The organism is Acidovorax sp. sif0632 (genome assembly GCF_019218805.1).
GTDB lineage: Bacteria > Pseudomonadota > Gammaproteobacteria > Burkholderiales > Burkholderiaceae_C > Acidovorax > Acidovorax facilis.
The window spans coordinates 589709-615429 of record NZ_JAHUWW010000001.1; the positions used below are offsets into that span (position 1 = coordinate 589709).

Consider the following 25721-nt stretch of genomic DNA (forward strand, 5'->3'; position numbering starts at 1 on the left):
ACGGCAGCATCACATAAAAAAGGCTCCTTGATGGAGCCTTTTTTATTCGCTGCTTACTGCAGACTCAACGTGCTTGTAGGTGCTCCGTTGCCGCCATAATTTCCAGAATTCCTATTGTTCCCAAAACTCCGGATTTGTCCTCCCGATAATGTTTCTAGGCCCAGTCCGGTGTTGTTGGTAATGGTGCTGGACGAAATGCGAATTGACGATTGCGCACCAAACGAGCGCACACCACTTTGAATATTGCCGTCGGAGACCGAATTTTCGATGCTCATGCTGACAGGGCGCGATACGCTATTCGAAATAAAACCTGCATTGGTATTGGAGCTCACGATCGTATTCACGATGGATACGTCGCTTCCGTCATCAGCCCGGATACCGCGTTGACTTTGGTCGATACGAGTGTCGGAAATAGATACGGTAGCCAATGTGGCCGGACCAGGAACGATCCAGATGCCCCCGCCACCACAGTGGTCACCGAGAAATTTGCGAATGGCGAGATTGCTATCTGCCGGGGTTGTAGGTGCAAAATTGACGCATTGGCCGGTAACTCGGGACACTCTGACATTGTCGAGGATGACTCCCGCCGCGCTCAAGACATTGATGCCGTTGATGCCCGTGCCCGCACCGTCGATGACAACATTGCGAATGACAACATGTGCCGCCGCGTTATTGATGATGATGCCATTTGTCCCGGCAGAGAGTATGCCTCCAGCCTGCCCACCTGCCCCATCAATAGTGATGCTCTTGGTGATTGTGACTGCCCCAAAACCACCTGGGTCAAGTACGTTGATGGCCCCGTTGGTTGCAGTTTTGGAGATTGCACCGGCAAAGGTTTTGCAAGGAGCCGTTCGGCTGCAGGGATTTGCGTCGTCTCCTACCCCAGACACCCACGTACGCGTGGCTTGAGCATGGGCTGCGGACGCGGCCAGAAGAAGGCCGCAGATGACGATGTAAATGTTGGGCTTGCGCATCGGAACCTCCAGTTGGATATTTGCTATCACTACTCTCTGTAACGCGTGCTGAGCTTACGCTGAATTAACCGCTTTGCAAGTGATGTTGGTACCAGTTGGTGCCCTAACGATCTAGTGGCCTGAAGGAGGGAAACGGTTTGTGGGCGAACGTTAAAATCCATCGCTCCGTTCAGAGGTTTGGATGCCTAGGTGACGGGGCGCATTGCGAATGTGGCCGGCGGACGCACAGGCGTCTGCATGCAACTGGTTTTCTTATAACTCTCAATCATGGCGCCACTTCAAATCACGACCACCTTGCTGGGCATCGGCCTTGCCGCCGTCATTCTGCTGCTCGTCCGGCGTGATCACCTCTACCTTTTGCACGGCCTGTTCTGGATCTTGGTAGCGGGGGCTGCGGCCGTCTTGGGAGTCTGGCCGGGTCTGATTGATCGTCTCGCGGTGGTGGTGGGCATCAGTTACCCGCCCGCTCTGCTTTTGCTGGTGGCTGTGGTGATCGTCCTCATCAAAACGCTGCACACCGATATCGTCAATACCCGGGTGGAAAGAGATGTGAGGCGCCTCAACCAGCGGCTGGCCATATTGGAGGCAGACAACGCTGCTTTGCGAGAACTCCGGCAGCGTTAGTTGTTGCCGAAAGCAGGCTTCGGAGGGGGCGTTGCTTGCGGTCCGCCGCTTAGTTGGGGCGCTAGCGTAGATAAACCGATGCCAAGGGGGGATGGTGGGCGCATTTCCACGCCTTGGCCAATGAAGCACTGCAGAGAATCAAGGAGCAGCGCGACGGCTTGCCCGGCGCACTTGCCACCGCGCAAGGCATAGCAGCGTGGTGGCCGCCATGTACTTGGCCACACTGAACCATGAGTTGAAAATTCGCGACTTGCCGACCGCGCGCAGATTCATGGAGACGGGCACTTCGACAATACGCAACCCGGCGCGGCGCACCAGTAGCAGGGCGCCCAGGTCCTGATAGTCCAGCAAGGTGGCTTCACGCGATGCGAGTACCTGCATGGCTTCGGCGTTGTAGAGCCTGAATCCCGAGGTGAGGTCGCGCAAGTCAAAACCTGCCAGGTGGCGAAACCAGTTCCAGGCCAGTTGCCGCGTGCGGCTGGCGCGCTCTGGGTAGGCTCCTATCACCAGGTCGGCCTGATCCCGCGCCCGCAGCAAAACAGGGATCTCGTTGACCTCATGCTGGCCATCGGCATCCATGGTGATGACTGCTTGGTAGCCATGCAGCAGTGCGTAGCGAATGCCCGCTTGCATGCCACCCCATGCACCCATGGGTAGCACAGGATTCAGCACGCGGGCACCTGCCGCGCTGGCAATGGTTGCCGTATCGTCCGTGCTCTGGTCATTGATGACCAGCACATCGTGCCAGCCCTGCGCATGCAGATGCTGCAGCACGCTGCCGATGGTGCCGGCTTCGTTGCGCGCGGGGATTACCACCAGGAGGTCCTTGCCCCGAGCCGGTTTTTCCGCCTCTGGGGCCACCAGCTTATAGCTGGTGGCGAGCGCTTTTGCGCAGGCGGCAATCGAGAAATATTCAAGCAAGGCACGCTGTCCCGCCGCACCAAATGCCGCGCGTTGTTCTGGCTGGTCTTGCATGTGCTGGAACGCCGCCCGCCAGCCCGAAATACCGTCTTCCGGGGGAACGCGCAAGCCAGCATCGGCCCTTGAGACGACCCAGGGCATGCCGGATCCGGGCAGGTCGCTCACGATGCAAGGCCGGGCATGGTGCATGGCTTCTAGCAGCACCATTCCGAAGGCCTCGGTCCGTTCGCACGAAGCAAGGCAGAAAACGTCACAACTCTGAAGCAGGGCATGTTTCTCGTTGTCACCCACGTTCCCCAAAAGGCGCACATTGGGCGGCTCGCCGGACCGGGTTTGGGTGGCAATGAGGGTCTCCAGCTCTTGGCGGGACTCGCCTTCTCCAACGATCAGCAGTTCCAGCCCTGGCTGGCCCGTCACAGCGCGGACCAGTGTCTCAAAACCTTTGTAGTAGGTGAGGCGCCCGATCGACAACAGGCGCAGTGCGCCGCCATCTTCGGCTGACCAGCTTTTCAGCGGTTCGGTGTCGTCGGGTGGTGCCGGGTTCGTGCAATCCAGGCCCAGGGGAATTACATCGCACTTGTCCCGCCATGTTCGAAGCGGCTCGCTGGCTTCCAGGTACGGCGTGGATGTGGCAATGACCCGCGCCGCCTGGCTGAGTACTGCTTGTTCAAAAGGCCTGTAAAGGCGGTAGGCGATGGCAACTGCCGTGCGGATGCGTGATACCACCACATCGGAATGCCAGTGCACCACCCACGGAATGTCGCGCGCCTGCGCTAGGGTGAGCGCCCAGAAAACAGAGTTGTTGGGCATGTGCAGGTGCAGCACATCAGGCTGGGTGCGCTGAATGGCCTGCGCCAGGGCTCTTCGAAATCCCAGTGCGATGGGGGCGTAGACCACGCTGAACTGCACAGGCACCCGCTGCAACCAGACGGGATCATCGGGCAGGGGATCGCCGTGCACCAATGCATGGACATCCAGGCCCTGGCGCCGCTGCTCTTGAATCAGGTCGGCAAGAAACACTTCCATCCCCCCTCGGTGTGGGGGATAAAACTTGCCAATGTGTAATACGCGCAAAGTCACAGCCTGCCTGTCGCTACTTCTTTGGGGCAGCGATGATGGCGCGCATCTGGTTGTACTGCGGGTTCCGAGGGTCCAGCTTGATGGCCTGATCGATGTCGCTCAAGCTTGCTGCCTGCTGGCCCGCCTGGTGGTGGGCGATGGCGCGGCCGTAGTAGACCGGGGCGCCGGGGTTGGTGGCAATGAGTTGATCAAACACCTCAATGGCTGCCTTGGTCTCGCCTTTGCCCACCCGTGCCATGCCAAGGCCGAGCAGCAGGCGCGGATCTTTGGGGTTTGTCTGCAGCAGCACCTTAAAACCGCTGATGGCCTCGTCATACCTTTGCAGGGCCATCGCGGTCTCCACCAGCCGTATGCGCACTGTGGGTACCGTACTCTGCAGTTGAGGATCTTTTTCAGCCTTGACCACGGCAGTGTGGAAGCTCTCCAGCGCGGGTGCAAGTTGCCCCAGCGCTGCTTGGGATTCGCCTCGGTGGTAATACAGGGCGGGCTCTGCGTACCCCTGCGCCTCTGCCGCGGCAAAAGCCTGAAGTGCTTCCGCGTGCTTTTTCTTGAGCTGCAGAACCACGCCCGCGTTAAAGCGTGCACTGCGTCCCAGTTCGCCCAGGTCTCCAAGGGCTGCCGCAGTAGACAGGTTCCACTGCGCTTGGTCTGTCATGCCCTTGCGCAGGTAGTAGGCCCCCAGATTCAGAAAAGGGCGGCTGCGCCCAACGGCATTGGCGGGGGCTTTGACATCGATCTTCTCGGCAGCATCGGTCCATGCGGCCACCTCGTCGCTCAAAGAAAGGTTGCGCTCCAGGGCCAGCGCCCCACACAACAACCCCAGCACAGCGCCAAGGGCATAGATTGCTTTGGGCTTGAAGCCGGTGAGCACAATCGCCAGCAAGCCAGGAAGCGCCACTGCCCACAGGTAGCTGCGATAAAGCACAAAAGGGTCTTGCACCCAGACGGTGATGAACTCCGTGGCAAACCACAAAAGTGGAAAAAGAAGGAGTACGGCAGCAAGACTCAATGCGCCTGTGCGACGAAGCAGCAGCCACGCGGCCCCTGCAAAGAGCGCCAGATATGCCACCGCGCCAGCCAGGTGCCAGGACGATGCAAAGCCCAGCGGAAAGGCGGGACGCAGGTCGATAGACATCCAGCCAACATAGGGCACGATCCAGAGCAGCCCGTATGCAAAGAAGAGCCCTGCTTGATTCAGGATGCTCAGGGGAAAAATCTGCTGCGTAATGCCCGGGCGAAGCGCTTCGAGCTGCTGCGCAAAGGCCACAGATTGCGCATCAAAGAGCTGACCAATCAAGTCGCCGCGAAAGTGCAGCAGTGCGGCAGTGGCCACGCCCATCAGCAAAAGTGCAGCACCCAACACGACGGCAATGCTCTTCCAGCTGGGGCGCCGTATGTGGATGTAGATAGGAATGGTCAGGGCGGCGGTCATCACCGCATGCTCTTTGGACAACACAGCCAGCAGATAGGCCAGCAGTGCACCTGCGTACCAGACCATTCGCTTGGTTTGCAGCCCACGCACAAAGGCCCAGCATGCGAGCACGGCAAACAGGGTTGCCATGAGGATGGATCGTTGGATCAGGTAGCCCACCGCGTAAACCGCCATGGGGTGGAGTGCAAACAATGCCACCCCAACCTGCAATGCAGCCCTTTGCGATGCGGCAAAGTGCGCCTGGTCCTCCATGTCCTGCGGGAAACGGGTGCTGGCCATCAGCGCTTTGAAGAACGCATACATGGCAGCCACCACACCCAGGTGCAAGGCAATGTTGACGATGCGTTGCTTCCACCAGCCAGCGCCTGCGATCTGGTCCACCCAGACGAAGCTGCCGTACGAGACCATGCGCGCCTTGAGGTCCAGCAGGCTGCCGTAGCCACTAAAGATGGAGCCTTCCGTGAGCCGTATGTCGTCAAACAGCAGCTCGTTGTTCAGTCCTGGCACATACACGCCCAGCACAGCCAATACCAAAACCAGGGCGAAAAAGTAGGGGGCTTTGCCGGATTGGGCCATGGAAGGGCGTTTGGAGGAGGGCCAGAGCCCAGGTGGGACGGTAGACCGAACCAGTTTAGCAGACCAAAAAACGTCTCAAATCGTGAAAAATGTCGCAGAAGAGAGCCGTTAGATGGAGCGCGCTGCGGTGGTTTGTAGTGCCGGCCGCTTTGGGCGTGACCGCATATGTCTGTCTTGTCTCCGGAGGGCGGTTACGGTTGGGATTTCTGTGGGCCCCGTCCGATCATCAAATCCAGGTTCTGAACAGCCGCCCCCGATGCCCCCTTGCCCAGGTTGTCGAACACGGCAGTCAGCAGCACCTGGCCATGGCGGGCGTTGCTGAAAATGCCCAACTGCAGCTGGTTGGTGCCGTTGAGGGCCTGCGGGTCCAGGTGCTGGGTGTCTTGCGCTTGCGCCAGGCCCAGGACCTCAACATGGTCCGCACCGAGAAAGTGCTGGGCCAGGCAAGCGTGCAAACGCTCTCCGGTGGTGCCTGCGGGCAGCTGGCGCAGATGGAGCGCAATGGTGAGCGCAATCCCCTGGCGGAACGAACCATAGGCTGGAAGAAAAAACGGGCGTTGCGACAGCCCGGCATGCAGGGCGATTTCCGGGGTGTGCTTGTGTTCCAGACCCAGGCCGTAGAGCTGGAAGGCCGGGGCGTTGGCTGCGTTCATGCCTTCATGTTCGTCCACGCGAGCCCGTCCGCCGCCCGAATACCCCGACACCGCGTGGATGGTGATGGGAAGGTCAGCGGGCACGAGCCCCGCCTGCACCAGGGGCCGCAGCAGGGCGATGGCGCCCGTGGGGTAGCAGCCTGGGTTGCTGACCCGCTTGGCGCCAGCAATGCGCGCGGCCTGGGCAGCGCCCATCTCTGGAAAGCCATACACCCACTGCGGGTCCGTGCGGTGCGCTGAGCTGGCGTCGATCACGCGCACGGCGGGGTTGACGATGGAGGCGGCTGCTTCGCGGGCAGGGGCATCGGGCAGGCACAGGATGGCGATATCGCAGCTGTTGATGGCCTCGGCGCGGCGGGTGGCGTTCTTGCGTTCGGCCTCGGGCAGGGTCAGCAGCTGCAGATCCGTGCGGCCACGCAGGCGTTCGTGGATCTGCAAACCGGTGGTGCCTTGGTCGCCATCGATGAAGACAAGGGGTGGGGTGGTCATGGGGCGGGTTCCTGCAATGGAGGGGATGTGGAATCTTCGGTCCCGGTCTAAACTTTGAAAAGTTGAATTTCACAAACATCAGAATCAGGTTTACTGAACGTCATGCGCGAACTCAATCTTGACCGGCTGCGCACCCTGGTCACCATTGCCGACCTGGGCTCCTTCGCAGAAGCCGCGCGCACGCTGCACCTGGCGCCGCCCACGGTGAGCCTGCACATCGCGGACCTGGAGGCCCACATCGGTGCGCCATTGCTGGTGCGCAAGCGGGGCGAGGTGCGTCCGTCCGCCGTGGGTGAGGTGCTGGTCGAACGTGCCCGGCGCTTGCTGGCGGACGCGGATGAAGCGATGGACCTGGTGCAACGCCAGGTGCAGGGGCTGGCGGGGCGTGTGCGCCTGGGCGCCTCCACGGGCGCCATTGCGCACCTGCTGCCCCAGGCCCTGGAGGCGCTGGGCCAGCACCACCCCGGCATCGACGTGCAGGTGGCCGTGCTCACTTCGCACGAAACCATGTCGCGGCTGGCCAATGGTGTGCTGGATGTGGGCCTGGTGGCCCTGCCACAGGCAGCCCTGCGCGGTGTGGCGGTGCTGCCGTGGCGGCGCGACCCGGTCATGGCGTTTTTGCCGTCTACCTGGCCTTCGCCCGCGCGGGTCACTCCCGGCTGGCTGGCGAGCCAGCCGCTGATCCTCAACGATGACGGCACCAGCCTGTCACGGCTGACGGGCGAGTGGTTTGCGCAAGCCGGCGAACACCCCAAGGCGCGCATCCAGCTGAACTACAACGACGCCATCAAAAGCCTGGTGGCGGCAGGCTATGGTGCAACGCTGCTGCCGCAAGAGGCTTCCACCTCCGTGCCACGGGACCCCCGCATCCGCATGCTGCCGCTGCAGCCTCGCCTGTGGCGGCCGCTGGGTATCGCGCACCGTGCGGGGCCAGTCGAGCGGGCCACCCAGCATGTGCTGGATGTGCTGTGGCAGCAAAAGCAGGGGTAGGGCAGTGGCAAGGCGGGGGCGGTACCGCCCATGCCCATCGTGTTGCTCACCATGCGGCGCAAGATCGGATGCGAAAATTACAGATAAAAATCGGCTCTGGCGCTTATCTATAAAGCGCGAGCAGCTATCAATATAGTAGCGTTGGTGGCTGCTTCAGAGGGGGTTCTCGGGCGCCAGCGCGCTGAGCACCATGCGCACGATCAGCTCCTCGGCCTTTTCGTAGTCGCGTTCTGTCAGTGCCGGTTTGCCCAGCAGCAGGGCGAACTGGGCCTCCTGCTCCGCATAGGCCTGCGTGACCGACCAGATGATGAACATCAGGTGCGTGAAGTTGACCTTGGCGATGCGGCCTTCTCGGGCCCAGCGTTCGAAGGTGCGCACCTCGGTCTTGAGCAGCGGTGCCACGCGCTCGATGATGGCGTTGCCATAACGTGGTGCACCGGCAATCACCTCTTTGGTGAAGACCTTGGCGCCCTGGGGGCGCGTGCGCGAATACTGCAGCTTGGCGCGGATATAGCGCCGCAGCGCCTGCTGGGGGTCGTCGCTGTGCGACAAGTCTTCCATCCCGGCCAGCCACTGGGTGAGCACGTCGTCGAGCACGCGTTGGTACAGCGCCTCTTTGCTCGGAAAGTAATACAGCAGGTTGTGGCGGCTGATGCCGATGGCGGCAGCGATGTTTTCCAGCGAGGCGCCCTCAAAGCCGAACTGCGCAAAGTGGTTCTCGGCCTCAGTGAGGATGCCCTGTTCCTTGAGCAAGCGCGAGGCGGTGGGCGCGCGGGGCGTTGTCTCGTCGCTGGAGGTGGCGCGCGTTGTCCTGGGAGCGCGGGGGGCTGTGTCTGCGGGGGACGGGCGGGCGTCGGTCATCGCACCATTGTGGAACAAGCCAGGGGCCAAAAACTGGCATTTCGCTGGCGTGAGACGGAGATTTGTGGCGATTTGGCTGGCACGGGGTTTGCTCTAGGGATTTTACCAATTGGTAAATTTTTACGGGTTGGTAAATTGACCCACCACACAGGGCACCGCTGCGCCAAAGCAGCGGGCACCTGAATCCTACAGCGAGGCCCACGATGAAACCTCCGAAGTTTGCAAGCACAGGTGCCTGCGCCTGCGCTGCATTGGCTGGCCCCAGCCGCATGCGCAGCCAGCGCTGCGTGGCACGGGCGCATTGGAGCGTCTGCATGGCCTGCGCCCAGACCCCCACCCTCACCCGCTCGGAGGAAACCTGATGGACACACCCGCAAGCCGTGCCTGCGGCATTCATGCCGCACGCCTGAACCTGGCCGACTACGCTGCCAACTTCAGTGATGCGCACCCGCCGCTCACCAAACCCCAGGCCCTGATCGAGGCCGAGCGCTGCTACTACTGCCACGATGCGCCCTGCGCCACCGCCTGTCCCACGGGGATCGACATCCCATCGTTCATCCACCGCATTGCGCAGGACAACAACCGGGGTGCTGCCCGTGCCATCCTGGAGGCCAACCCGCTGGGCGGCATGTGCGCCCGTGTATGCCCCACCGAAGTGTTGTGCGAACAAGCCTGTGTGCGCAACACCAACGAGGACAAGCCGGTGGAGATCGGCTCGTTGCAGCGCTATGCGACTGACGCATTTTTTGAAAAGCCCGGTGCACCGTTGTTCCAGCGCGCAGCCGCCACCGGCAAGCGCGTGGCTGTTGTGGGCGCAGGGCCGGCGGGCCTGGCCTGCGCGCATGGCCTGGCCGTGCGCGGCCATGACGTGGTGCTGTTCGAGGCACGCCCAAAGCTGGGCGGCCTCAATGAATACGGCCTGGCCAGCTACAAAACCACCAACAACTTCGCGCAGAAGGAGGTGGAGTGGCTGCTGTCCATCGGCGGCATCGAGGTGCGCACGGGCCAGCAGCTGGGCCGTGACATCACGCTGGACAGCCTGCTGGGCGCCTACGACGCCGTGTTCCTGGGCCTGGGCCTGCAGGGCGTGAACGCGCTGGGCGTGACCGAGCCCACGGCCACAGGCTTGCGCAATGCCGTGGATTTCATTGCCGAGCTGCGCCAGAGCACCGACCTCTCGGCACTGCCCGTGGGCCGCCGCGTGGTGGTGATTGGCGGCGGCATGACGGCGGTGGATGCCGCCGTGCAGTCGCGCAAGCTGGGCGCGGAAGAAGTGACCATCGTCTACCGCCGGGGCGCAGAGGCCATGTCGGCATCGGCCGTGGAACAGCAATGGGCGCAGACGAACGGCGTGACCATCCGCCACTGGGCCGCACCGAAAGAGGTGCTGAGCGAAAACGGTGCAGTGAAGGGTGTGCGCTTTGCCGCCACGGCGCTGAGCGGCGGCAAGCTGGTGGAAACCGGCGAGACCTTCACGCTCGATGCCGACATGGTGCTCAAGGCCATCGGCCAGACCTTTGTGGCCGAGCCCGTGGGCAACCGCATTGCACTGGAGGGCGGGCGTATCGCCACCGATGCCGAAGGCCAGACCAGCCTGCCGCGTGTATGGGCCGGTGGCGACTGCCGTGTGGGCGGCCGCGACCTCACGGTGGAAGCGGTGGAGCACGGCAAGGTCGCCGCTGTCTCCATCCACGCCGCACTGATGGCTTGAACCCCTTCCACCAAGTTTTCACGGGAGCAACCCATGGCAGACATTCGCAGCAATTTCCTGGGCATCCAGAGCCCCAACCCCTTCTGGCTCGCCTCCGCACCACCCACCGACAAAGAGATCAACGTCACCCGCGCCTTTGAGGCGGGCTGGGGCGGCGTGGTGTGGAAGACGCTGGGCGAAGACCCACCGGTGGTCAACGTCAACGGCCCGCGTTACTCCACGCTGATGTCGCAAGACCGCCGTGTGATCGGCCTGAACAACATCGAGCTGATCACTGACCGGCCGCTGCACACCAACCTCGAAGAAATCAAACGCGTCAAACGCAACTGGCCGGACCGCGCCATGATCGTCTCGCTCATGGTGCCGTGCGAGGAGCAGAGCTGGAAGAACATCCTGCCGCTCGTGGAAGACACCGGCGCCGATGGCATCGAACTCAACTTCGGCTGCCCCCACGGCATGAGCGAGCGCGGCATGGGCGCGGCTGTGGGCCAGGTGCCTGAATACATCCAGATGGTCACGGCCTGGTGCAAGCACTACAGCAAGCTGCCCGTGATCGTGAAGCTCACCCCCAACATCACCGACGTACGCCACCCTGCACGCGCCGCCAAGGCGGGTGGAGCCGATGCCGTGTCGCTCATCAACACCATCAACTCCATCATGGGTGTGGACCTGGACCGCATGGTGATGAGCCCGAGCACCGACGGCTGGGGTTCGCACGGCGGCTACTGCGGCCCGGCCGTCAAGCCCATTGCGCTGAACATGGTGGCCGAGATCGCGCGCGACGCGCAGACCTCGGGCCTGCCCATCAGCGGCATTGGCGGCATCACCACCTGGCGCGATGCGGCCGAGTACATTGCGCTGGGCTGCGGCACGGTGCAGGTGTGCACGGCGGCCATGGTGTATGGCTTCAAGATCGTGCAGGACATGTGCGATGGGCTGTCCAACTTCATGGACCAGCACGGCTACGCCACGCTGGACGACTTCAAGGGCCAGGCCGTGCCCACTGTGAAGGACTGGAAGAACCTCAACCTCAACCACATCGAAAAAGCCGTCATCAACCAGGACGCCTGCATCCAGTGCGGCCGCTGCCATGTGGTGTGCGAAGACACCTCGCACCAGGCCATTACCTTCACCAAAGAGGGGGGCGTGCGCAAGTTCGAGATCAACGAGGCCGAGTGCGTGGGTTGCAACCTGTGCGTGTCGATCTGCCCCGTGCCCGAGTGCATCACCATGCGCGCGCTGGAGCCGGGCGAAGTCGATGTCCGCACGGGCAAGAAGGTGACGGGCGAATACGCCAACTGGACCACGCACCCCAACAACCCGCAGCGCGTGTCTGCAGCGGCTTGATATGCGACCCATGCGTGCGTGTGCCACAGACCCTGCAAGGCGTTGTGACAGCACCCGTTGTGGTGCTGATTTGCAACGCATGCTGCACTGCATCTGGTGCAGTTCTTGCGTGATCTCTAGCATCGCTCGCTTCCCTTTGCCCGCCATCTGCCAGCGTGAGGGCGCTGAAACAGACGGCGGGTTGTGTGCAACCCCAACGACGTCTTTGACAGGAGTACAGGCATGACCAACAGTACCGGCAGCGCTGCCCATGTGGCGGGGCTAATGCCCGGCGGAGCCTCCAACACGCTCGCCAATGAAGATCTGCTCCCCACCACCGCCGCGCAGCGACACTGGACCTGGAAAGACTTCGCCGCACTCTGGGTGGGCATGGTCGTGTGTGTGCCCACCTACACCATGGCCAGCTCCATGCTGGACCAGGGCTTCACCTGGCAGATGGCGGTGTGGCTGGTGTTCCTGGCCAACTGCATCGTGCTCGTGCCCATGGTGCTGATCGGCCGCGTGGGGCCCAAATATGGTGTGCCGTTCCCGGTGCTGGCGCGCGCTTCGTTCGGTGTGAAAGGCGCCAACCTGCCTGCCGTGTTGCGGGGCCTGGTGGCGTGTGGCTGGTTCTCCATCAATTGCTATTTCGGCGCGCTGGCGCTGCATGGCTTCCTGAACATCCTGGGCATGGGGCTCGCGGGCCCGGCGGAGGGGCAGACCATCAGCACCTCGCAGTTCATGTGTTTCCTCGCGTTCTGGGCAGTGCACATCTACTTCATCTGGAAGGGCCCAGAGTCCATCCGCAAGCTCGAAGTGATCGCCGCGCCGCTGATGATCATTGCGTCCATCGTGCTCGTCGTGGTGCTGATGATGAAGGTGCCTTCGGGCCAGCTCTTCAACCTGCCTGCCAAGGTGGTCGAAGGTGGCCCCAAGACCTGGGCGGCGCTGACGGGCCTGGTCGGCTTCTGGGCTACGCTTGCGCTCAACATCCCGGACTTCACGCGCTTTGCCAAGTCGCAAAAGGACCAGGTCATGGGCCAAGCCATCGGCCTGCCGATTCCCATGGCACTGTTCTCCATGGTGGGTGTGATTGGTTTCTCGGCCTCAGCCATCCTGTATGGCAAGGCACAGTTGTTCCCCGACGGCCTGCTCACGCAAATGGGCAGCGTGGCTGCGGGCGTGGGCCTGCTGGTGATCCTGCTGGCCAACCTGACCACCAACGTCGCCGCCAACCTGGTGTCGCCGTCGTATGACTTCAGCCAGGTCGCACCGTCCAAGATCAGCTTCCGCATGGGTGGCCTGATCGCCGCGCTGATTGGCCTGGTGTTCATGCCCTGGAAGCTGCTGGCCACCTCGGGCGGCTACCTGTTCACCTGGCTGGGCGGCTACGGCACGCTGCTGGGCGCCATCGCGGGCATCCTGCTGGTGGACTACTACCTGGTGCGCAAGAGCGAGCTGAAGGTGGACGACCTGTACCGCCGCGGCGGCGAATACGAATACAGCAATGGCTGGAACGTGCAGGCGCTGATTGCCTTTGCGCTGGGTGTGCTGCCCTGCCTGCCGGGCTACTTGGCCGTGTCGGGCGTGATCGACAAGGCGGCTGTGCCCGGCCTGCTGCTGGCGCTGTTCGACTTTGGCTGGTTCTTCAGCCTGGCCGTGGCCGGCACCTATTACTACCTGACTGCCAAGAAGAAGTGACCCCTTGGCCCTGCCTGGGCCTGGTGCCAGTGCAGGGTTTTTTTTCGATCTGATCCGCATCCCTGAAGGAGACCCCCATGACCCAAGCCCTTGTGATCCGCGGTGGCACCGTGGTCAACGCCGACCGTGAACAGCGCGCCGATGTGTTGTGCGTCGATGGCCGCATCGTGGCCGTGGGGGATGGGGCGGCTGCGCAGGCCCCCGCAGGCGCGCAGACGCTGGACGCCAGCGGCCAGTACGTGCTGCCTGGTGGCATCGACCCGCACACGCACATGCAGCTGCCGTTCATGGGCACCGTCACCATGGACGACTTCTTCACCGGCACGGCGGCTGCGCTAGCCGGCGGCACCACGAGCATCATCGACTTCGTGATCCCCGATCCGCAAGAACCCATCCTGGATGCTTATCGCAAGTGGCGCGGCTGGGCGGAGAAGTCGGCCGCCGACTATTCGTTTCACGTCGCCATCACCTGGTGGAGCGAGCAGGTGCGCGCCGACATGGGTACGCTGGTGCAGGACGAGGGGGTGAACAGCTTCAAGCACTTCATGGCCTACAAGAACGCCATCATGTGCGATGACGAAACCCTGGTGAACAGCTTCAAGCGCGCGCTGGAGCTGGGCGCCATGCCCACGGTGCACGCCGAAAACGGCGAGCTGGTGTACCTGCTGCAGCAAGAGGTCGCCAAGATGGGCATCACCGGCCCCGAGGGCCACCCGCTGTCGCGCCCGCCCATGGTCGAGGCCGAGGCCGCCAACCGCGCCATTGCCATTGCCGACGTGCTGGGCGTGCCGATCTACGTGGTGCATGTGAGCTGCATGGAGTCGGCCGACGCGATTGCCCGCGCCCGTGCGCGCGGCCAGCGCGTGTACGGCGAGGTGCTGGCGGGCCACCTGCTGGTGGACGACAGCGTGTACCGCGACCCCGACTTTGCCAAGGCCGCCGCCTATGTGATGAGCCCGCCCTTCCGCCCCAAGGGGCACCAGGAGGCGCTGTGGCGTGGGCTGCAGTCGGGCCAGCTGCACACCACGGCCACGGACCACTGCACCTTCTGCGCCGCGCAAAAGGCCATGGGCAAGGAGAACTTCGCCAAGATCCCCAACGGCACCGGCGGTGTGGAAGAGCGCATGGCTGCGCTGTGGGACGGCGGCGTGAACACCGGCCGCCTCACGCCCAGCGAGTTCGTGGCCATCACTTCGGCCAACGCCGCCAAGCTGTTCAACATCTACCCGCGCAAGGGGTTCATCGGCGAAGGTGCCGATGCCGACTTGGTGCTGTGGGACCCGCAAGGCACCAAGACCTTCTCGGCCAAGACGCAGTTCAGCAAGGGCGACTTCAACATCTTTGAAGGCCGCACCGTGCGCGGCATCCCCAGCCACACCATCAGCCAGGGCCGCGTGGTGTTTGCCAACGGCGACCTGCGGGCGGAGCAGGGCAAGGGCCGCTACATCAAGCGCCCCGCGTTTGGCGCCAACTTCCAGGCCGTGCAAAAACGTGCGCAAGACCTGGCCCCCACCGCCGTTGCACGCTGACCGCTGCAATGCATCCGGAGAACACCATGGACACCAAAGTGAAGACCGACATCGAGAACCTGCGCATCAACGGCGATCGCCTGTGGGCGTCACTCATGGAGCTGGCGCAGATCGGCGCCACCCCCAAGGGCGGCGTGTGCCGCCTCACGCTCACCGACCTGGACAAGCAAGGCCGTGACCTCGTGACCCGCTGGGCGCGCGAAGCGGGTATGACCGTCACCATTGACAAGATCGGCAACGGATTCATGCGCCGCCCCGGACGCAACAACAAACTGCCGCCCATCATGACCGGCAGCCACATCGACACCCAGCCCACCGGCGGCAAGTTCGACGGCAACTACGGCGTGCTGGCAGGCATCGAGGTGGTGCGCACCCTCAACGACCACGGCATCGAAACCGAGGCCCCCATCGAAGTCGCCTTCTGGACCAATGAAGAAGGCAGCCGCTTTGTGCCCGTGATGATGGGCTCAGGCGTGTTCGCCAAGGCCTTCACGCTGGAGCACGCCTACGCCGCCACCGACACCGAAGGCAAGACGGTGAAGGGCGAGCTGGAGCGCATCGGCTACATCGGAGACCAGGAACCGGGAGACCACCCCATCGGCGCCTACTTCGAAACCCACATCGAACAAGGCCCGGTGCTGGAAGACAACGACAAGACCATCGGCGTGGTCAGCGGCGTGCTGGGCATCCGCTGGTTTGACTGCACCGTCACCGGCATGGAAGCCCACGCAGGCCCCACGCCCATGGCCCTGCGCAAGGACGCGATGCTGGCCGCCACACGCATCATGCAAGACGTAGTCGCTGCCGCCCACCGCCACCCGCCGCACGGGCGCGGCACCGTGGGCATGGTGCAAGTGTTCCCCAACAGCCGCAACGTCATCCCCGGCCGGGTCAAGTTCAGCATCGACCTGCGCAACAGCACCGACGCGCTGGTGGACGCCATGGCTGCCGAGGTCAAGGCCTTTGCCGACCAGGTAGCCAAGGAGCATGGCGTGCAGGTGCACATCGAGATGGTGTCCAGCTACCCCGCGCAACTCTTCCAGCCCGAGTGTGTGGACGCCGTAGGCCGCGCAGCCGCCAAGCTGGGCTACAGCCACATGCCCGCCGTCTCCGGCGCGGGGCACGACGCCGTCTACATGGCCAAGCTCGCACCCAGCGGCATGATCTTCATCCCCTGCAAGGACGGCATCAGCCACAACGAGATCGAGGATGCCAAACCCGAGCACATCGAGGCGGGATGCAACGTGCTGCTGCATGCCATGCTGGAGCGTGCGGGGACTTGATGCTATTTAAATTACAGCTGTCGACGCTTGATGGAAAAGCGCTGGCGGCTGTTTTTACTTGAAGTCTGGCTGCACGTTGTCAGTGCAGCTCCGTCAGCCCTAAAAAGTGGTCCAGCATGTGGAAGTGGTCTTCAAAGAATTCCTCTTCCATCCCCGCCAGCTGGTCGATGCGTGTCCACTGCACCTGCAGCGCGTCGTCGTCTGCTTGCACGTTTGGAAACTGCGCATCTCCCAAATCAAAGTAGTGCGCATGCGTGATGGTGCGGCCACGCTGGCTGCGGTCGGGGTGGTCGAACACGGCCACGGACTGCAGCGCGGCGCGCATGGTGGCCTCGGGCAGGTGGCAGTGGGTTTCTTCCACCAGTTCGCGCAGGCAGGACTGCCACACCGTTTCGCGCTGTTCGATGAAGCCACCGGGCACGGCCAGCTGGCCCTTGCCGGGTGCGTGTGCGCGGCGGATCAGCAGCACATGGTCCTGGCAGCGCAGCACCGCGTCCACCGTCACGAAGACGGGTGGGTAGGGCGCGGCGGCCCAGGCCTGCCGGTAGCCGCGCAGCATCTGCCACTCCTGCTGCAGCGCCAGGTAGTACGGGGTCTGCGCAAACTCGGTCAGCGTGGCCAGGGTGCTGGCAGGCATCTGGTCAGCCAGAGGAGCGAGGGCGGACTGCACCGTGTCGGGTGTGGCGCCAAACCAGGCGTCGCGGATGGCGGTGGCGTCAATCGGCCCCTGGCGCTCCACATGGATCAGCTCCCAGCCCGGGAACGCGCTCAGGTAGCCGCTGGTGGCGTCCTTGAAGTGGCCCACCAGACCGATCCGCGCACCGGGTGTCGTCAGCCGCGCCACGCCCTGGCGCACGGCCTGCACCCAGACCGCCTCGTTGTAGTAGTCGCGCATGGGCAGGACCACCATGCGGCTGCGGTCGACCTCGGGCAACGCATTGCGCAGCATGGCCTCGCGTTCTTGCCAAGTGAAGGGGTTCTTGGGCGAGCGCGCCTGCCAGGCCGAGCCCACCACCACGATGACCTGCTGCGCGCTGTCGAGCGCGCGCTGCAGCAGCGCAATGTGGCCGTTGTGCACGGGCTCAAAACGCCCGATGTAGATGGCGGTATCGACCATGTGTCTCCAGTCGTTGTCGGGTAACTTTTAAGTGTTTTTGGCTTCTAGCGCTTATCCATAAAGCGCTAGCAGCTATCGTTTTAGTAGTGATTTTACCGTGGACCGATTTCACACATATCGCGCTGCAATCGGCATCTGCCGCCCGCTGCCAAAAGCCCGCGCTCGCACGCGCACGATGGGCGGGGCCTGACGGCGCTTGTATTCGTTGCGCGCCACCATCATGCGCACGCGCTGCACCAGGGCGCGGCCCGCGTCGTCGGTTTGCAGCTGGGCCACAAAATTCTGCGCTGCCTGGTGCTCCTCGGCAGAAAGTCGGTCGCCTTCGATCAGCAGCTTGAGCACTTCGTCGAGCACGGGGTAGGGCGGCAGGCTGTCCACATCGCGCTGGCCGGGGGCCAGTTCGGCAGAGGGTTCCTTGTCGATGATGGCCTGTGGAATCAGCACGCGCCCGGCGTGTTCGTTGACGTGGCGCGACAGGGCAAACACCTCCGTCTTGTAGAGGTCGCCAATCAGGCCCAGGCCGCCATTGGTGTCGCCATACAGCGTGCAGTAGCCCACCGAAATCTCACTTTTGTTGCCCGTGGTGAGCAGCAGGTGGCCGAAGGCGTTGGAGTATTCCATCAGCACCGTTCCGCGAATGCGCGCCTGCAGATTTTCGAGCGGCAGGCCTAGCAGCGGTTGGCCAAAGCTGGCCTCGAACTGCTGCGCATAGCCCGCCACCAGCTCGGCAATCGGGTGCGTGAAGAGCTGCACACCTAGGTTCCGGCACAGCGCCACCGAGTCATCGACCGAGCCGCTGCTGGAGTAGCGCGAGGGCATGGTGATGCCGACCACGTTGTCCGCACCCAGCGCTTCCACGGCCAAGGCGAGCGTCAGCGCGCTGTCGATGCCGCCCGAGCTGCCCACCACCACCTGCGTAAAGCCGCAGCGCCGTGCGTAGTCGCGCAGGCCCAGCACGATCTGCTGGCGGTAGAAGTCCATGGTGGGCAGACCCTGTGCGGGCACGGGGGCGGGGCGTGCGCCTTCCGCGCTCAGAAAATGCCCGTTGTCGAACTGGAGGGTGGGCACGTCTTCCACAAACCGCTGCGCTTCAAAGACGACACCCGCATCGGGCTCGGCCGCGAACGATGCGCCGTCGTACACCACCTGGTCATGCCCACCGATCTGGTTCACGTACAGGATCGGCAGGCCGTGGCGGCGCGCGGCGTCGGCAAAGATCTGGTGGCGCTGCTCGCGTTTGCCGGTGTGGCTGGGACTGGCGTTGATGCTCACCACCAGGTCGGGCGCGGCGTCGCGCATGCGCTCGAAAGGGTTGGTGGCGTAGTCGGCGCCGTGGTCGTTCCAGCCGTCTTCGCAGATCAGCAGGCCCACCTGCGTGCTGCCGATGCGCAGCACCTTGGCCACGTCTGGTCCGGGCTCGAAGTGGCGGCGCTCGTCAAAGATGTTGTAGGTGGGCAGCAGCTGCTTGGCGTATTGCAGGCGCACAGCCCCGCCTTGCAGCACCAGCAGGCTGTTGTGCAAGCGCTTGCCGGGGCCGCGCGCGGGTGTGGGCGCGCCCAACACCCAGTGCAGCTGGGGTAATTCAGCAGAGGCCTGTTGTAACGCGGAGATACCGGCTTCGATGCGTTGCTGAAAGCCGGTTTCCTCCAGCATGTCGCCGGGGTAGTAGCCGCACAGCGACAGCTCGCTGAACACGATGATGTTGGCCTGTTCGCGCGCCGCCTGCTGCGCGGCGGCCACCATGCGGGCCATGTTGCCTTCGATGTCGCCGACAGTGAAGTTGAGCTGTGCAATGGTGATGCGGAGCATGGTGTCAGTCCTTCACGTTGAAAACCTGACGCAGGTAGGCCAGGTAGGTTTCATCGTCGCACAGCGTCTTGCCGGGTGTGTCTGAGAGTTTCGCCACAGGTTGTCCGTTGGCGCGCACCAGCTTCATCACGATGTTGAGCGGCTTCATCTCCGGTGCGTCGCCCATGTCGTTGGTGAGATTCGTTCCAATGCCAAAGCCGAGCTGTGTGCGGTCGCCAAAGTGGCGGTACAGCATGAGGGCGCGTCCCAGGTCGAGTCCGTCCGAGAACACCAGCCGCTTGGTGTGTGCGTCGATGCGCAGCCGGGTGTAGTGCGCGAGGGCTTTTTCGCCCCAGGCCACCGGGTCGCCTGAGTCGTGGCGCAGGCCGTCGAACAGCTTGGCGAAGTACAGGTCAAAGTCAGCGAGAAAGGCGTCCATGCCCACGGTGTCGGTCAGCGCAATGCCCAGGTCGCCCCGGTATTCCTGCACCCAGTCTTCGAGTGCGGCTTTTTGAAAGTCGCGCAGCCGCACGCCCAGGGCCTGGTAGGTCTGCAAATACTCGTGCGCCATGGTGCCGATGGGCACCAGGTTCAAATCGCGCGCCAGCAGCACGTTGCTGGTGCCCTTGAACCACTGCGGCGCCTCTGTCGCAAAGGTCTGCACCACCTCGCGCTGCCAGGCGCCGCTGTAGCGGCGGCGCAGGCCAAAGTCGAACAGCTCGAAAGGGTGGCGCAGCGCGGCCTGCCTGGCCAGGGCCTGCAGCTGATGCACTTTGGCGGCCAGCCGTGCACGGCCGCTGGCGAGGGCCTGGGCCGCGTCAAAACGGCGAAAGTACAGCTCGTTCACGATGGCCAGCACGAAGATCTCAAACCCCATCACATGCACCTGTGGGCCTTGCGCCACGATGTGCAGTTGCTCGCCCTCGGCCCAGGCGCTGATGAAACTGCGCTGGAACTGGAAGATGCGCAGGAAGTCCACAAAGTCGCTCTTGATGTAGCGCAGGCTGCCAACATAGGCCAGCTCTTCGGGCGTGAAGCGCAGGCTGCACAGGTGGTCCAGCGCAGCGTTCACCTCGGGCAGCAGCTCGGCCAGCGGGTAGGCTGGGGTGTTGCGGCACACAAAGCGGTATTCGCTTTGTGTTTGTGGGTGGCGGTGCAGCAGCGCCTGCCACATCGTGAACTTGTAGAGGTCGGTGTCGAGCAGGCTGGTGATGACAGGGTTCATGGTGTTGCTCCAAAATTGGTAGCTGCTAGCACTTGATAGATAAGCGCTATAGCCTGATTTCATTCATATTTGCGAGATGCGCACCGGCTGCCCGCATGACCTGCAGAAATGCCTGGTGCTGCGCCTCGAACCCGCCCACGGGGCTCATGCCGTCGGTCAGCAGCACGATGCGGCTCACCTGCCAGCCCGGCACCAGGCGGGGCAGGTGCTGCGCGATGTGCTCGGTGGTCGAGCGCACGCAGTGGCTGCTGGCCTCGCCCGCGACCAGCAGCACATCGGCCTGGCCCAGCGACTGCAGCAGGGCGGTGTTGAGTGCGGTGCCTTCGTCGTCCGCATCGGGCACCTCGGCCTCGATGGCGCTGTAGTGCTCCGTCCAGGGGTTGGTTCCCTTGAACACATTGCGCACCGCGCGCTGGCGCTGGAGTTGCCAGGCCCCGCAGGCGGCCAGTACATCGGCGTGCACGCCATGGCCCCAGCTGCCCACCTCGCAGTGCACGGGCCACACCATCAGCGTGTAGCGGCCCTGGGCTTCGAGTGCGTCCAGGTACTGCAGGGTGCGGGGCAGGGTGGCGGGGTTTCGCGGCGTGAAGTCGCCTGCGCGCACCTGGGCGGCGGTGATGGGGGTGAAGGGCGCCACATCGGCACCCGCGCCGGTCTGCCAGAAGCCAGGGTGGGCGATATCAAAGTGCTGGTGCGAATCGAGCGTGACGGTGATCCCGTCAAGCTGGTCGCCCTGGTTGCGGATGAACTGGGCCAGGCGCTGCATGTCAGCATGCGCACCCGGCACGGGAAGTGTGGGGGCGGTGTGCTGGCCGGTGAGCGCATCTACGGGCTGCCATGCGGCAGGCAGGTCGCAAAAGTCGTTTTGCGGGTCAATCACCAGCAGCTGGATGTTGCGGGGCATGGTCTTCTCCTGGGTTGTTGGATGCAGTGTAATCTTGTTAGTAAAAAAAATAAACTAACTAAGTTGAAAGCACTTGTTTCTTAGTGGTCTCAAAGAATTTGCTCTAGGGAATGTGGTTCGCGATCTGGGTTCCGGTTTGTTCATGCTTGTGACAAACTCGGTGCATGACCGAATCCGCTTTGCCCACTGTGATCTGTACCGTCGATGTGGTGTTGCTGACCTTGAAGCAAGGGGCGTTGCAAGTGGCCCTGTTGCGCCGTGAGCGCGCGCCGTTTGCCGGGGCTCTGGCGCTGCCGGGTGGCTACATCCATGCGCAAGAAGATGTCGATGCCCAGGCCAGCGCGGCCCGGGTGCTGCGCGACAAGGCGGGCTTGCAGAGCCCGTACCTGGAGCAGTTGGCCACCTTCTCCGGCCCGGTGCGCGACCCCCGGGGCTGGTCGCTGGCCGTCGCTTACTGTGCCCTGGTGCCGCCTGAGGTGCTGGCGCAGGCACCGCTAACGCTGGTACCCGTGGCCGAATTGCCTGCGCTGCCTTTTGACCACCGTGCCATGGTCGATGCCGCCGTGGCCCGCGTGCGCAGCAAAAGCCAGTATTCGTCCATGCCCGTGCACCTGTGCGCCGAGCCGTTCACGCTGCCGCAGCTGCAGGCTGTGTACGAGGCGGTGCTGGGCGAGCCGGTCAACAAGGTGAGTTTTCGCCGCAAGATGGACGAGTTGGCCATGCTGGAGCCGGTGCCGGGAGCGCTGCAAGGCGGCGGCGCCCACCGGCCCGCGCAGCTGTACCGGGTGCGCCCGGCCTACCGGCGCAATCTGTCGCTGAGCGCGCGCGGGCTGTAGCGCGGGCTTAGCGCACAAACTATTGGACCGCCGCACGGAAATCTGGCACAAACGCAAACTTTGTGTCCCACGAACGGTGGGTGCGTCGCGCGGGCCAGGGTGGCTGCCGTTGCACCACCAACAACAAGCCGGCACAACGCTGGCACCTGAGGGAAATCCATGTCTTTGCGGCTCAAATTCAACCTGGTGCTGGCGGCCGTGCTGCTGGTGGCAGCGGCGGGGGCGGGAGTTTATGTGCACCGCTTTCTGCAGCAGTCTGCCATCGAGGAGGTGCAGCACAACTCGCAGATCATGATGCACGCGGCCATGGCGATCCGCGACTACACGACAGAGCTGGTCAAGCCCCACCTGGACGTGACGCTGGCCGAGAAATTCCTGCCGCAGACGGTGCCTGCCTATGCGGCCACCGAAACCCTGCGCCGCCTGCAGAACCGGTTTCCGGGCTATGAGTACAAGGAGGCGGTGCTCAACCCCACCAACCTGCGCGACCGTGCCAACGAGTGGGAGGAGCGCATCATCAGCGACTTCCGCGAAGGCCGGGCCGACCTCAAGAAAGAGGTCACCGGCGAGGTGGGCGAGGGCATGCACCGCGCCATGTACGTGGCCCGCCCCATCACCATCAAGCAGGCGCAATGCATGGCCTGTCACAGCACACCGGCCGTGGCGCCGCCCACCATGCTCAAGGTCTATGGCGACAAGAACGGCTTTGGCTGGGGCATGAACGAGACGGTGGGCATCCAGGTGGTGAAGGTGCCGATGTATTTCCCGCTGGAGAAGGCGCGTCAGACCTTCAACACGGTGATGGCGGCGCTGGTGGGTAGTTTTGTGCTGCTTTTCGTCGGGCTCAACCTGTCGCTGTCGTCGCTGGTGATTGAGCCCATGGCGCGGCTCAACCGCAAGCTGGAAGACCTGGCCACCAAGGACTTCCTGACGGACTTGGTCAACCGCCGCCGCTTCTTTGAGAGGCTGGAGACCGAGATGGCCGACACCCGCATCAAGAAGGGCAGTCTGTCGGTGGTGATGTTTGACATCGACTTTTTCAAACGCATCAACGATACCTTTGGGCATGACTCGGGCGATGTGGTGCTCAAGAGCACGGCGCTGCGTGTGCGCGAGCTGCTGCGGTCGTCCGACTGCGCTGCGCGTTTCGGGGGCGAGGAGTTCATCATCCTGCTCAAGGAAACCCCGGTGGATGCCGCCATGGCCATGGCCGAGGCGGTGCGCGCGCGCATTGCAGGCGTGCCGTTCGACGCGGTGGGCCATGTCAGCGCCAGTTTTGGCGTGGCCACCTGGGACCACAAGGAAGACAGCCACGCCCTGATCAAGCGCGCGGACACGGCGCTGTACAAGGCCAAGTCCAGCGGTCGCAACTGCGTGGTGCAGGCCGAAGAGTCCGTATGACCCCTTGCGTGTCTCCGGGCAGAGCCCGGCACGCTCATGCCATGGCGGCCTTGGCCTCCTCATAGTCAGCCCGGTAGTCCGCCGCCAGCGCGGTTTTTTGCTTCTCCGTCAGCAGCTTGCCAGCCATCTGGAAGAAGCGGTGTTCTTCTTCCTTGAGGTGGTGTTCCACCTTCTCCGCCAGTTTCTTGGCCAGCGGCAGCCAGCTGGGGGTGGCCGGATCGGCCTCTTCCAGTGACTCCAGCAGTTCATCGAGCTGGTGGTGCTCTGAAATGGCGTGGCGGGACAGGTCGATGCCCGCGTCGTGCGCCATCAGCGGAATATAAAAATGCCGTTCCTCAGCCCGCTCATGGGCCGTCAGTTCCTGCTTGAGCTGGTCAAACAGCTCGCGCCGCTCGGGGGTGTCTCCGCTGGTGTCGGTGAGTGCGGTGTACAGCGCTCGTTGGCGTTCGTGGCTCTCGCGCAGGGCTTCAAAGATATTGGTGGTGTCGGTCATGGTGCGGCTGTGTGGGGAATGTGGAGCTGTGACAAAGGTGCGGTGGGCTACTTGAGTACCTTGCGCGCGGCACCCACGCCGATGACGGCCAGCACCACAAACACCACGGCAATCACCAGGAACAGCACAAACAGCACCTTGGCGATGCCCGCCGCGCCTGCGGCGACTCCGCTGAATCCCAGGGCACCGGCGACCAGGGAGATCAGGGCAAAAATGATGGCGTACTTCAGCATGGTGGTCGCTCCTTGCAGTGGATGTTCAGGCAGCGGGGCTGCGAAAGGGTGTGCAGGAACGATACCGAGGGGCCGTCGGCAGCGCCGTCAGTGCGGGCGGGCGGTGGGTGTAGGAGAGGGCCGCTGGCGGGCAGTGGTGAAGCGTCAAAAGAAAAGCCGCAACGCGGAGCGTTGCGGCTTTGGAGGTGGGACGGCTCTGACGGTCTTTTGGTCTGCGCTCACATCGCTGACGCGATATGAGCTTCGTCCGCAGACCGAAAACCGCGCTATCGCGCGGCGGGCTTTACAGCCCGGCTGCAGCGCGCAGCGCAGCAGCTTTATCGGTCTTCTCCCAGCTGAATTCGGGCTCTTCGCGGCCGAAGTGGCCGTAGGCTGCGGTCTTCTCATAGATGGGACGCAGCAGGTCCAGCATCTGGATGATGCCCTTGGGGCGCAGGTCGAAATGCTCACGCACCAGCGCTGCCAGACGCTCGTCCGACACCACGCCCGTGCCTTCTGTGTAGACCGTGATGTTCATGGGCTCGGCCACGCCGATGGCATACGCCACCTGGATCTGGCACTGGCGCGCCAGGCCTGCGGCCACGATGTTCTTGGCCACATAGCGGGCAGCGTAGGCTGCCGAGCGGTCCACCTTCGTTGGGTCCTTGCCGCTGAAAGCGCCGCCGCCGTGGGGGCAGGCACCGCCGTAGGTGTCCACGATGATCTTGCGGCCGGTCAGGCCACAGTCACCTTGTGGACCGCCGATGACAAAGCGGCCCGTGGGGTTGATCAGGTAGCGCGTGTTCTGCAGCCATTCCTTGGGCAGCACGGGCTTGATGATCTCTTCAATGATGGCTTCGGTGAACGAGGCCTTCATCTTGGTTTGCGTTTCGCTCTGGTCGGGGTGGTGCTGGGTGGAGAGCACCACGGTGTCGATGCTGTGGGGCTTGCCGTCCACGTAGCGCATCGTCACTTGCGACTTGGCATCGGGGCGCAGGAACGGCAGGCGGCCGTCCTTGCGCAGCTGGGCCTGGCGCTCGACGAGGCGGTGCGCGTAATAGATGGGCGCGGGCATCAGCTCGGGCGTTTCGTCGCAGGCGTAGCCGAACATCAGGCCCTGGTCGCCGGCGCCGGTGTTCAGGTGATCGTCGCTCGCGTGGTCCACGCCCTGGGCGATGTCGTTGGACTGCTTGTCGTAGGCCACCAGCACGGCGCAGCCCTTGTAGTCGATGCCGTAGTCGGTGTTGTCGTATCCGATGCGCTTGATGGTGTCGCGCGCCACCTGGATGTAGTCCACGTGGGCGTTGGTGGTGATCTCGCCCGCCAGCACCACGAGGCCAGTGTTGGTCAGCGTTTCGGCGGCGACGCGGCTGCGGGGGTCTTGCTTGAAGATTGCATCGAGAATCGCGTCCGAGATCTGATCGGCCACCTTGTCGGGGTGGCCTTCGGAGACGGATTCCGAGGTAAAGAGAAAGTCGTTCGCCATTTGAATAAACTCCTGTGTTCCGGCATTTGGGGCGTTGCCCTCACCCCGAAGGAGATCTGGCGAACGCTTTAGCAGATTTTTTTAACGTCGCCCTGCAAGTTGCTCATTT

21 protein-coding genes are annotated in these 25721 nt (G+C 63.4%); 9 read left to right on the forward strand and 12 right to left on the reverse strand.

From position 1 onward, the window contains the following. Positions 1 to 53 precede the first annotated feature (53 nt). Complete coding sequence (locus KW832_RS02620) at positions 54 to 974, reverse strand: right-handed parallel beta-helix repeat-containing protein (RefSeq protein ID WP_218298748.1); 921 nt, start codon at positions 972 to 974, stop codon at positions 54 to 56. Positions 975 to 1241: 267 nt separating this feature from the next. On the opposite strand from KW832_RS02620, the gene KW832_RS02625 reads away from it, so the two are divergent. After that, a complete protein-coding gene (locus tag KW832_RS02625) occupies positions 1242 to 1598 on the forward strand; it encodes a DUF2304 domain-containing protein (protein ID WP_218298747.1) in 357 nt (118 codons plus the stop codon). A gap of 138 nt (positions 1599 to 1736) precedes the next feature. Here the strand turns inward: KW832_RS02625 and KW832_RS02630 are convergent, their stop codons facing one another. From KW832_RS02630 to argC, 3 genes are all read right to left on the reverse strand, one after another. Beyond that, positions 1737 to 3545 (reverse strand): glycosyltransferase, encoded by a 1809-nt coding sequence (locus tag KW832_RS02630; RefSeq protein WP_218298746.1) that lies wholly within the window; start codon positions 3543 to 3545, stop codon positions 1737 to 1739. Positions 3546 to 3612: 67 nt separating this feature from the next. Next, the gene (locus KW832_RS02635; RefSeq protein WP_218298745.1) at positions 3613 to 5607 is read right to left on the reverse strand and encodes a tetratricopeptide repeat protein; all 1995 of its coding nucleotides are present in this window, start codon (positions 5605 to 5607) and stop codon (positions 3613 to 3615) included. A gap of 191 nt (positions 5608 to 5798) precedes the next feature. Then, complete coding sequence (gene argC / locus KW832_RS02640) at positions 5799 to 6749, reverse strand: N-acetyl-gamma-glutamyl-phosphate reductase (RefSeq protein ID WP_218298744.1); 951 nt, start codon at positions 6747 to 6749, stop codon at positions 5799 to 5801. 102 nt (positions 6750 to 6851) lie between these two features. Here argC and KW832_RS02645 point away from each other — a divergent pair, with 102 nt between their 5' ends. Continuing rightward, positions 6852 to 7739 carry a LysR family transcriptional regulator gene (locus KW832_RS02645; protein WP_218298743.1) on the forward strand — a complete coding sequence of 296 codons (888 nt, stop codon included), beginning with the start codon at positions 6852 to 6854 and terminating at the stop codon, positions 7737 to 7739. Positions 7740 to 7892: 153 nt separating this feature from the next. On the opposite strand, the gene KW832_RS02650 is transcribed toward KW832_RS02645, so the two are convergent. Next, entirely contained in the window at positions 7893 to 8600 is a 708-nt protein-coding gene (locus KW832_RS02650; RefSeq protein ID WP_176888401.1) for a TetR/AcrR family transcriptional regulator, read from the reverse strand. Between the two features lie 361 nt (positions 8601 to 8961). On the opposite strand from KW832_RS02650, the gene KW832_RS02655 reads away from it, so the two are divergent. From KW832_RS02655 to KW832_RS02675, 5 genes are all read left to right on the forward strand, one after another. Continuing rightward, positions 8962 to 10311 carry an NAD(P)-dependent oxidoreductase gene (locus KW832_RS02655; protein ID WP_218298742.1) on the forward strand — a complete coding sequence of 450 codons (1350 nt, stop codon included), beginning with the start codon at positions 8962 to 8964 and terminating at the stop codon, positions 10309 to 10311. Between the two features lie 33 nt (positions 10312 to 10344). Continuing rightward, positions 10345 to 11658: an NAD-dependent dihydropyrimidine dehydrogenase subunit PreA gene (gene preA, locus KW832_RS02660; RefSeq protein WP_218298741.1), complete on the forward strand. Its 1314-nt coding sequence runs from the start codon at positions 10345 to 10347 to the stop codon at positions 11656 to 11658. Positions 11659 to 11880: 222 nt separating this feature from the next. Then, a complete protein-coding gene (locus tag KW832_RS02665) occupies positions 11881 to 13338 on the forward strand; it encodes an NCS1 family nucleobase:cation symporter-1 (RefSeq protein WP_121507475.1) in 1458 nt (485 codons plus the stop codon). A gap of 77 nt (positions 13339 to 13415) precedes the next feature. Beyond that, positions 13416 to 14867, forward strand: a complete 1452-nt coding sequence (gene hydA / locus KW832_RS02670; protein ID WP_218298740.1) for a dihydropyrimidinase — start codon at positions 13416 to 13418, stop codon at positions 14865 to 14867. A 26-nt stretch (positions 14868 to 14893) separates the two neighbouring features. Further along, a complete protein-coding gene (locus KW832_RS02675; protein WP_218298739.1) occupies positions 14894 to 16150 on the forward strand; it encodes a Zn-dependent hydrolase in 1257 nt (418 codons plus the stop codon). 79 nt (positions 16151 to 16229) lie between these two features. On the opposite strand, the gene KW832_RS02680 is transcribed toward KW832_RS02675, so the two are convergent. From KW832_RS02680 to KW832_RS02695, 4 genes are all read right to left on the reverse strand, one after another. Beyond that, positions 16230 to 17267, reverse strand: a complete 1038-nt coding sequence (locus tag KW832_RS02680; RefSeq protein WP_218298738.1) for a bifunctional nicotinamide-nucleotide adenylyltransferase/Nudix hydroxylase — start codon at positions 17265 to 17267, stop codon at positions 16230 to 16232. Positions 17268 to 17375: 108 nt separating this feature from the next. Next, positions 17376 to 19076: an NAD+ synthase gene (locus tag KW832_RS02685; RefSeq protein WP_218298737.1), complete on the reverse strand. Its 1701-nt coding sequence runs from the start codon at positions 19074 to 19076 to the stop codon at positions 17376 to 17378. A 4-nt stretch (positions 19077 to 19080) separates the two neighbouring features. Then, the gene (gene pncB, locus KW832_RS02690; protein WP_218298736.1) at positions 19081 to 20280 is read right to left on the reverse strand and encodes a nicotinate phosphoribosyltransferase; all 1200 of its coding nucleotides are present in this window, start codon (positions 20278 to 20280) and stop codon (positions 19081 to 19083) included. Between the two features lie 46 nt (positions 20281 to 20326). Beyond that, positions 20327 to 21184 carry a cysteine hydrolase gene (locus KW832_RS02695; protein ID WP_218298735.1) on the reverse strand — a complete coding sequence of 286 codons (858 nt, stop codon included), beginning with the start codon at positions 21182 to 21184 and terminating at the stop codon, positions 20327 to 20329. Between the two features lie 164 nt (positions 21185 to 21348). Here KW832_RS02695 and KW832_RS02700 point away from each other — a divergent pair, with 164 nt between their 5' ends. Next, the gene (locus tag KW832_RS02700) at positions 21349 to 22020 is read left to right on the forward strand and encodes an NUDIX domain-containing protein (protein WP_218298734.1); all 672 of its coding nucleotides are present in this window, start codon (positions 21349 to 21351) and stop codon (positions 22018 to 22020) included. Between the two features lie 159 nt (positions 22021 to 22179). Further along, entirely contained in the window at positions 22180 to 23421 is a 1242-nt protein-coding gene (locus KW832_RS02705; RefSeq protein WP_055399306.1) for a diguanylate cyclase, read from the forward strand. 34 nt (positions 23422 to 23455) lie between these two features. Here the strand turns inward: KW832_RS02705 and KW832_RS02710 are convergent, their stop codons facing one another. The 3 genes from KW832_RS02710 to metK form a co-directional block, all read right to left on the reverse strand. Continuing rightward, positions 23456 to 23914: a hemerythrin domain-containing protein gene (locus KW832_RS02710; protein ID WP_055399304.1), complete on the reverse strand. Its 459-nt coding sequence runs from the start codon at positions 23912 to 23914 to the stop codon at positions 23456 to 23458. 47 nt (positions 23915 to 23961) lie between these two features. Then, entirely contained in the window at positions 23962 to 24147 is a 186-nt protein-coding gene (locus tag KW832_RS02715) for a DUF1328 domain-containing protein (protein WP_055399302.1), read from the reverse strand. Between the two features lie 283 nt (positions 24148 to 24430). Continuing rightward, entirely contained in the window at positions 24431 to 25612 is a 1182-nt protein-coding gene (gene metK, locus KW832_RS02720; protein ID WP_056060126.1) for a methionine adenosyltransferase, read from the reverse strand. Positions 25613 to 25721: the final 109 nt, after the last annotated feature.